We start from the raw sequence: 8913 nt of genomic DNA on the forward strand, positions 1-8913 counted from the left end.
GGTATCTCGCTCCTTTCCATCAGGACGAAGTATCTATGTCCAATACAGTATTGCTTGACCAAGTTGTCTACCATATTACGTCTGATTCCGACTCAATCAGACATCTGGAGAGTTACCAAAAAGCCAGAGATGAAATCAACAGTCGCTTTAACCCCTTGTCTGGTGGTACCAATTGGCAAGAGGTTTATCAGGCTTGCCAACAGTTAGCTAAGGGACCAGGGGTTGATCTGCTGATGTGTAGCTATCTCACCATTGCCAAACTCAAAATTGAGGGGCTAGCGGGCTACGCCAATGGTCTTGAGCTATTAATGCAATGTTTGAGCTTATTAGCTAAGCCTGACTCAAAATCGGCCAAAATGCGTAAAGAGGTCTTGGATTGGGTGAATGGTAAGGCGATTCCTGAGTTGAAGACACTTAAACCTTCTCAAGAACAGCTGCGCGATCTTTATCGTAGTGAAAGACTGTGTGAAAGAATCCACCACTGGATGACACTGCAACAGCCGCAAGTTGAAGTCGATTTTGAAGGGGTTGGATTTGTTCTGTTTGAACATATCGATCAGATCGAAACCCGCTATCATACCGCGATAAAGCGTCAGGAAAAGCAGCGTGAAAGTGACAATAGAGTTACCCGAAAACGCTACTTCTGGAGTTTGGCTGGTACCTTCTTCTCGACGCTCGCAGTGAGCGGAGTCAGTGTGTGGCTCTATTACAACCCGAGTGTACTTAATCAGTATCAGTTCAAGCAATCGATAGAGGTACCAGTACTCACGGCGAGTAACCTTGATAGCTACGTTGAACATACCAAACCCACTAAGTTAGCCGCGATTCAATCTGAACTGGTACCTATGTATCACTCTTCTATTGAAGAGAAAACTCAGGTCTCGATTGAGCAGCCTTACCTAAAGGCGATTGAGCAACTCGATATATTGCAGAAACTCTACACTGGGGATGAGCAGGTTAATCAAATCAGCCAGACCTTATATCAGGATCAGCAGTCTGCTCTTGAACAGGCGGACGAGTTTGTCGCTCGGTTCGGTGAAATTCGGACTAAGATGGCCAACATTGCCTTGCTAGCAAAGAAAAAGCGTTGGGCACAGGTTGCCAACGAAACCAAATCTTTGGAAGACTTTGCCGTTAGCTTATCGCCGATCTATGGCCGGGTTGGTTATGTAGAAAACTTGATTGACAACCAGCAGTACCAACAAGCGCAGCAAGAGTTTGAGGAGCTAAAAAGACGCCTCAATAACTTAAGTTGGAAAGTTGCTGAACTAAATCAGAAGCTTGAAGAGTAGAGTTTTCGCTTACCTGAACTCTAATCGGTTAACCCCTGGTGGAATTACTTGCACTTTGGACAAAGGATCTATATAAATTCGGCTTTCCTTTTCCACCATGATATTTGAACACCCGGGGTTACCACATGACGCAGTTTTGGCAGCAAAAAGCACTCGAAGAGATGACCGAAGACGAATGGGAATCGCTGTGTGATGGCTGCGGAAAGTGCTGCTTGCACAAATTGATGGATGAAGACACTGATGAGATCTACTACACCAATGTGGCCTGTAGTTGGTTAAACAGCAAAACCTGTTCGTGCAAAGACTACCCAAACCGTTTTACCTCTGGTGAAGAGTGCACCAAGCTCACGCGTGAAGATATCGATGATTTCACATGGCTACCGCACACCTGTGCTTACCGCTTACTAGCAGAAAAGCAGCCTCTACCTGAATGGCACCCATTAATTACTGGCTCTAAGTCTGCGATGCATGCAGCAGGAGAGAGTGTGCGTAATAAAGTCGTCTACGAGATCGATGTCGTGGATTGGGAAGACCACATCCTCAATCATCCAAACCGAGGCTAGAGTGGACAGGCTGTAAGTGAGACTTTTACAGCCTATCTAATCATTGTCTGTGGGAGAGATTAGCCAATCTCAACGTCGGATGATGCCGATGAAATCGTTCCTCCACAATCTATCGCATCCCCTAAACGTGCAGCGGGCTTACCATCAATAAACACGCCTGATGAACCACCTGCAACACTCCTTGGGTGATTACCATGCGGTGTCTTATCACAAGGGCAGCCGTGATCTTGCAGCGGATCCCCCTGACGAACTGCAGGCTTAAAGTTAATCATCACACTTGGGCTTCCTGCGGTAATGGGGGTTGGTGGAAAGCAATCATGCTCCGAACCAATATCACCCAGTCTTGCTGCTTTTGGCATAGTTCCTCCTAAATTGAAACGGCAATATGCCCATTGATAAGTGAAAAATACGAGTGTAATCAATCGCGTTATTTTTCTGAGCTAGCTCGTAGGGCTGAACACGCGCTTAGTCGAACCAAGCGACAGTCAGCTACTCATTTCTAAGCAAAAACTGAACCAGCTTAATATAGTTATATATTTCAACTAATTAGCATTTTTGGCGTGCTAATCCTGAGCAACTTTTTGCCCGATTTGAGCAAGATCTTGCTCAGTTTAGGCAAGATCTTGCTTGAACAAGAAACATGCCAAAAAATTGGTGTCTGTCTGAAAATTATTAAACGCAACCACAGGCGCAATTTTAACGCATTGTGTCTGGCAAGTATCTGATAAATATATAAATTACCACACCTTAGCGCATCCATGAGAAAAGGAATAAATATCACATTATTTACCTGTCATTTACTTCAAGTGATCTGTTTAAAGGATTAAGATAACTGGCTAAATAATGAGGATTGAAAATGAAAATAAAATGGCTAGGTCTTGTTGGTGCTGTTCCTTTGCTGATGGCATGCAATAGCGATATCGAACTTTCCAGTAGTGTCCTTTCTCACGATCAAATCAACACCATTATTAGCAACGTCAATAAACATTATCCAGACGCCGACAGCGAACTGAAACAAAATATCGCTAAGGTCGCAGCCAAGTCGATTGAAAATATGGTTTTTGTCGAGGGTGGCAGTTTTGTTATGGGTGATTTCCGTATGCCGTGCATGAATGACGATCTTAATCGCCCGGTCTGGACACCAGATGCAAGCTGTTACAGTGATGTCGAGATTGTAAGTCGTGGCGCGGATATCCAGCATGAGGTGACCCTAAGCAGTTATTCGTTGTCGAAGTATGAAGCGGAGTTGCTGGATTATGATGTTTACTTACAAACATTAGGTAGGCCGTTTGAGCAGAGTGTTTATGAGGGGAAATACCTAGAACGAGGCTCGAAAGTGTATAAAACAATATTCCCGAGATTTGTAAAAAAACCAACAAGAGAGGTGAGTTGGCAAGATGCAAAAAACTATTGTCAATGGCTGGGGCAATTAACCGCGCTGCCCGTGGATCTACCGACTGAAGCGCAGTGGGAGTACGCCGCGCGCAGTCGTGGTCAAAAACTCTACTACGCGACCAATAATGGCTTTATCCAGTTTCAGGGAAGGGGCTTTCATAATCCAGAGCTCGGTGGTTATGAGGAGTTTACCGCAGAAACCGCTAATGTTGATACTGACCTAAATCCTGTAGGTACGTTTGCGCCCAATCCACTCGGTCTTTATGATATGACTCGAAATGCTACAGAGTGGGTTAATGATTGGTACGCTAAAGATTATTATAAAATGTCACCGAAACTCGATCCTCAGGGCCCAGCAACGGGTGAGTATAAAGTGAAACGAGGTGGAGTTGGTATGGTCAATGTATCTCGTGCCTATGATACGGTAAAGGGAGACGACTTGTCATACACGTCAGGTTTTCGCTGCGCAGTTCAGAGCTCGAAGCAAGCTTATTAGCATCTAAAAATGACCGCCTTGCGGCGGTCACTGTGGCTTAAATATAGTAGCCATTGTTTTTGTTTAAGCGCGCTATCTGGCGTTCGACTCTGTCTCTTTTCTGGTTCCAACTCCAGCCCGAACGCGGCGCAAACGGGCGCATTTGGGCAAAGTTGCTCTCATTAATTTCATTCACTTGTGCCAGTGTTAATACCCAGTTGTTAAAGCTCGTCTGCTGCTCGCCATCCAAAATGGCATTAATCCGCGCCAGATTATCAAACAGAGCTTTTTCCTCTGCTTGTTTACCGCCTGATGGTTTTTCACCATTGGCATTCATACGAGTGATGATCTCTTCGAAACGTCGCCACGTTTTGACCGCACCGAGCAATAAGATATAAATTGCCGTCTCTTGTTTCTCTTCCCACGAAAAATAGAACGTTGTCACTAGAGTATTGAGCATGATACCAACAGTCTCAGGCAATAATTCTTCAAACGGTACTTCGCCCGTCACATCGCGGTACTTGGTGACAATACGTCTGGCAAGGCGAAGGGCTTCCTTTTCCTTCTCGGATTCTAACTCCCATAAATCCAAACGGCTGTCCCACCACTTATTGATTGATTTTTGGGTATTCATCACTGCCTGTTTAAGCGCTTCTTCTGGATTGGTTATCATATCACTGGCAAAAGCCATATAGCTCGAGCGCATCAAGTGCTGGTATACATCTGCATGAAGATTGTCCAGTATACGGTAATCCGTCGCTTTTAAACCTTTAAAGAGGATAACAGCAAGCTGCCATAACTGCTCAAAATCGATTGCTGTGCCAAACCCACCGCTGGCGCCAGGACCAAACACCAGACGGCCAGAACAGTTAAAGTAGAATTTACCATCATCATCAAGGCTTAACTGGAAGTCCCAACCTGCTCCGGCACCAACAGCGATATTACCGTTGGCACCGACTTTGGCTAAGGTGGCAAAATCAAACACCTTGTCGAGTTTGATATCCGGTGGAGCCTTCCATTCCAGACCGCCTTCAACCTGACCTCCGATTTGAGCGCCACCAAAGATATCGCCTTTTACTCCCACACCACCGGATTTATTGGTGCCCATACCAACCGTTGGGGAGAGCAGTATTTGGTGGCCGGGGTTATCATCCGGTTGATTGGTGAGTTCTATGCGTCCGTTAGTCATCGCGCCAACAAAGCAGCTGAGCATCAAGCTGACTTTGGCTCTAAAGCAGCCAAACGGATAGACAGCAGGCTGCTTGTTGGCGTCAAGGTAGCTAAGTTCCAGCGTATAACCACTTTCATAGGGGAAGTAACGATGAAGCCCAACCGCACCTTCAGCCAGAGCGAAGCTTGCCTCTGCACCAATGCCAATATCGATTTTGCCTTCGGATGGTTCAATCGTACTTTTGACGCTGGCTTGCGCAGCAAAGCGCAGTAGTTGCGCTTCTTGAGAAGTCGCAAATATCACTTCGCCATTGTCATCGTAAAACTTTTGAGTCGCTTTCCATTCATGGGCTTTCCAGCCATCGGCTTTCCAATTGGCGAACACTGCTTCGAGCTTACCATTGTCGAAATCTTTGTTGATGCCTTTCTTAATGTCTTCTTTAAAGGCTTGCGCTAGTCCTTGCCAATCGCGTGCTTCGAGTGCCCGAGTGACTTCTGTATTAACTGGGTTCTGTTTCCAACTGGTTTTGGCACGCTCAACAAAATCCGCACGCAGGTACACCAGTCGATTCTCACTCACCAGCCAGGCTTCCACCACATGCCTTTTCGCGGGCGTACGTTCAAACGCTTTGTGGTTCATCTTGGTAAGATCAACACTTTGTTTATTGGACGACTCAGGTGTGACTGGCTTTTTGACTAGTGCCTGCCAGTATGCGATTTCTTTATCGATATCGGCGAGGACTTTATCGCGCACGGTGATGGTAGATTGCTCAGAGAAGTGCGGGACATAAATGTTCACTAAAGCACGGCGTTTTTCAAGTTCAGCGATTTTGCTTGAGATGTAATTCTGTGTCTTCGGTTGTTGCGTTGATTGAGCCGCGGTGCCTGCTACGGTGGACTTTTGTTCGTCAACCTTGATTGCTCCCGCATAGACGCACTGCTCAAGCCATGCTTTCTTGTTTAACGCATGTTGTTGCATTTCGTTGGCATCAATACTGTCACCGCTAGGCGCGTTTTCTAGCAGGGTTTGGTAATCCTGGATGAGTTTGTCGGTAATCTGAATTTCTTGTTTCAGTTTCGCTTGTTTCTCTTCTGTCAGACAGTAATAGTCTGTTGGCGCATCACCGGTGAAAAACAGCACATCATGGACTTCAATCCCCATACATTCGGGATTACTGAGAACTTCCCCTGAACATGTTGGCTCTGGTTCTTTACTTGGTGGCTCTGTCGAGTAATCGGGTTCAGGTTCCTCAATGGTCACTTTTTTCGGTAACGTTAAGGTATCTCCGGCGCGAATGTAATTTGGGTCACTCTGAACTTGCGGATTCAGTGCCAACAGGTCGACATATTCGACGTCTTGATCGATGGCGATTTGGAGTAGGGTATCTCCCGGCTTAATGGTATAGGTTGTCATGGTTATACGGCTCCGCTACTCGCGTTAAGAATCGACTGCATCGTCGAGATATGCTGTGGTGTAATCGTCCATTGATACTGTTTAGGTGGGTGAATCGGTTGATCGATCGATACCCAATGCCATTGTCCGTGGTACCAGTGAATTTGCTCGATATGTTGGAAAAACAGACTGCGCTCTTCGTCCTGCATTGTGCCAAGCAGGGGTAACAGGGTTCTTGGTTCATAGTAGCGGAGTAAAGCGGTGGACTGCCCGGTCAATACCACCAGACGCTCTCTGAGGATGTCGAGCAGTGATGCTTGAGACGTTCCTTGCTGGACAAACAGTAAACATCCGCAAGGTGTGCTTTGCATCTTATCGATCGCACTAGCAAACAGTTGTTGCTCATTCAGCGCAATCAATACAGGGCCAAGTTCTATGTTGGCAAACTGTGTCTGCTCAAACAGAGGGCTGTAGAATGGCTCTGACGTGGTTTGATAAAGCTGTGCCTGCCAATCTGGCCATAGTTCGGGCTCAATGATCATATAGACATCAAGTGTCTCAGCCAGTAAGGGGGCTGCTCCGGTTTCAGTACGCCATTGAGGGTTTACTTGTGGATTTGACATTCGCCACCTCCATTGCATTGGCAAAGCTCTTTCAGCAGCGAGCCATTTTCGACCATTTGGCTATAGGACGCCTGACTGATGGTTGGTAATGAACCCGATGAACCAACAACTTGTTGATTAGGCGGAGGCATGTCCGGTGCTAAGGCATCGATCTCGTTCGGTGGCAAAGCAATTTGACCTGAGTAACCACTGCCACTGCCTGGACTACCGCCCGAGTTTAGATTGATTTTTGGCCCAACAAGGCTAACGCCAGACGCGTCTATTTTTACAAAGCTGCCGCCGGCTTTTAATGTCATTTCAGAGCCTGCTTCGATAACGACCTTCATACCGGCTTTGATATGTAGTTCATTACCTGTTTCAAGGGCGTGAAGCTGCGCGATTTTCTGATGCAAGCTACCCTCAATAACCGAGGTGGCATCTTGTTTGACCAGAGTGCGACTCTCGCCGTCAACGGTTAAGTGGTGGTTATTCTTTATCTGAGTGAACTGGTCGTTATCAACCGTAGTGTGTTGATCGTGTTTGACATGGGTGGTCATATCATTGAGCACTAAGGAGTCAAAATCCTTCTGCGCATGCAGGTAGATTTGCTCCTTGTCTGCCTGATCTTCAAAGCTTAACTCGTTAAAGCCTTCCCCTTGGTGAGTTTCACTGCGCAGGACAGTTTTGGTTTTATTCTCTGGTAGAGAGTAAGGTGGCGTATTAGTCGCATGATAGGTTCGGCCAGTAATGATTGGCTGATCCGGGTCGCCATTTAAAAACGATACGATCACTTCGTGACCGATACGCGGAATGGCCATCATGCCGTACTGGTTGCCCGCCCAGCCTTGCGATACGCGTACCCAGCATGAGCGATGCTCTGGAGTATTCTCATAACGATCCCAGTGGAAGTAGACTTTCACGCGGCCATGTTCATCACAGAAGATCTCTTCGCCCTCTGGGCCGACGACCGTTGCGATCATCGGGCCGTCAACTCTTGGCTTGGTTTCTGGTGTCGCTTGCCAATTAATATGTCCAGGAATGGCCTGCCACTCATTTTTGTAGGTCGTCGCGCCGTGACCGCTCTCTTCTTCCAGCGCCTGAGGCTGTTCGCCGTGATGACTGACGCGAACCAGCAACCAATCGCGATTAAAGGTGCGATTGAGGTGGTCACTGAGGGTAAATTTGTAGCCTGCACGAATTAAGAACTCGTTACTCTTACCGTCAGCTAACTGTGCGTCGCGGCGTAGATAACTTAAACGGGTGCGAGTGAACGCGGTGCCACTCTGGTCATCTTTATAACGCCCAGGGGCATCAAAGTGTGAGTAGATTGGCTGCTGGTAATCCAGTTCAGCGCCCTGAGCCAACTGGCTAAACGAGTAGGCAGGCTTTTTGAAGCTGTAATCTTTAAGTTCAACCTCGGCGACACGAGCTTCAGATTGGTAACGGAAGTCTTTGATATAAGGCACATCACTGACGCCGCCAGCCTGACCATTGTAAGGCACTGGCTCAGCCAACGAAGGTAGCAGAGCACTGGAATCGCTGAAGACCAGAGTATGTTTTCCGGCTTCGTGGATAAAGCTGTAGACCATGCCTTCTTCCGCCGCGAGGCGGTGCAGGAAGTCGAGGTCACTTTCACGGTATTGAACACAGAACTCGCGTTGAGCAGGCTCGCGCTCTAACGAGAAAGCGTAGTCATTAATGCCCATCTCTTGCAGTAGGGTCGCGATAATGTCGGGCGTGGTCTGATGCTGGAAGATACGGCTATTGTGACGCAGAGAGAGGCGCTCGAGAGCAGGCACAAGGGTCAATGAATAGAAGGTATGGTGATGACCAATATCCCCTTGGGTAAACGCGCGCGCGACGCCGTGTACCCGTTGAACCAAGACCCGGTTACGATACATGCGCAGCTCGACCGCCCGATCAACCACCTGGTCTGGGGTTAAGTTAGGCTGACGGCTGGCTAATTCAACCTGGTAGCAAAAGCCGTAGCAGGGCCTTTGGCCGAACATGCTGGCAGACAAAG

General features: G+C 47.4%; 7 protein-coding genes. 3 read left to right on the forward strand and 4 right to left on the reverse strand.

The window, feature by feature from the left end; all coding sequences use genetic code 11:
- The first annotated feature begins 35 nt into the window (after positions 1-35).
- A complete protein-coding gene (locus tag RH46_RS00550; protein WP_006877435.1) occupies positions 36-1292 on the forward strand; it encodes a type VI secretion system ImpA family N-terminal domain-containing protein in 1257 nt (418 codons plus the stop codon).
- A gap of 125 nt (positions 1293-1417) precedes the next feature.
- Entirely contained in the window at positions 1418-1855 is a 438-nt protein-coding gene (locus RH46_RS00555) for a YcgN family cysteine cluster protein (RefSeq protein WP_006877436.1), read from the forward strand.
- A 59-nt stretch (positions 1856-1914) separates the two neighbouring features.
- Here the strand turns inward: RH46_RS00555 and RH46_RS00560 are convergent, their stop codons facing one another.
- A complete protein-coding gene (locus RH46_RS00560; RefSeq protein ID WP_006877437.1) occupies positions 1915-2214 on the reverse strand; it encodes a type VI secretion system PAAR protein in 300 nt (99 codons plus the stop codon).
- A gap of 497 nt (positions 2215-2711) precedes the next feature.
- On the opposite strand from RH46_RS00560, the gene RH46_RS00565 reads away from it, so the two are divergent.
- A complete protein-coding gene (locus RH46_RS00565; protein ID WP_006877438.1) occupies positions 2712-3746 on the forward strand; it encodes a formylglycine-generating enzyme family protein in 1035 nt (344 codons plus the stop codon).
- Positions 3747-3783: 37 nt separating this feature from the next.
- Here the strand turns inward: RH46_RS00565 and RH46_RS00570 are convergent, their stop codons facing one another.
- The 3 genes from RH46_RS00570 to RH46_RS00580 form a co-directional block, all read right to left on the reverse strand.
- Positions 3784-6309, reverse strand: coding sequence for a LysM peptidoglycan-binding domain-containing protein (locus tag RH46_RS00570; protein ID WP_006877439.1), 2526 nt, complete (start codon positions 6307-6309; stop codon positions 3784-3786).
- Positions 6310-6311: 2 nt separating this feature from the next.
- Positions 6312-6911, reverse strand: a complete 600-nt coding sequence (locus tag RH46_RS00575; RefSeq protein WP_006877440.1) for a DUF4123 domain-containing protein — start codon at positions 6909-6911, stop codon at positions 6312-6314.
- On the reverse strand, positions 6893-8913 hold a 2021-nt coding region (locus tag RH46_RS00580; protein WP_050789226.1), incomplete at its 5' end, for a type VI secretion system Vgr family protein. The genes RH46_RS00580 and RH46_RS00575, both read right to left, overlap by 19 nt.

This window comes from Vibrio brasiliensis LMG 20546, assembly GCF_000189255.1.
Taxonomy (GTDB): domain Bacteria; phylum Pseudomonadota; class Gammaproteobacteria; order Enterobacterales; family Vibrionaceae; genus Vibrio; species Vibrio brasiliensis.

Excerpts from the sequence above, each read along its gene's own strand:
- RH46_RS00555 (WP_006877436.1), top strand. The coding sequence starts at position 1,418 with ATGACGCAGTTTTGGCAGCAAAAAGCACTCGAAGAGATGACCGAAGAC.
- RH46_RS00565 (WP_006877438.1), top strand. The coding sequence starts at position 2,712 with ATGAAAATAAAATGGCTAGGTCTTGTTGGTGCTGTTCCTTTGCTGATG.
- RH46_RS00570 (WP_006877439.1), bottom strand. The coding sequence starts at position 6,309 with ATGACAACCTATACCATTAAGCCGGGAGATACCCTACTCCAAATCGCC.
- RH46_RS00560 (WP_006877437.1), bottom strand. The coding sequence starts at position 2,214 with ATGCCAAAAGCAGCAAGACTGGGTGATATTGGTTCGGAGCATGATTGC.
- RH46_RS00575 (WP_006877440.1), bottom strand. The coding sequence starts at position 6,911 with ATGTCAAATCCACAAGTAAACCCTCAATGGCGTACTGAAACCGGAGCA.
- RH46_RS00550 (WP_006877435.1), top strand. The coding sequence starts at position 36 with ATGTCCAATACAGTATTGCTTGACCAAGTTGTCTACCATATTACGTCT.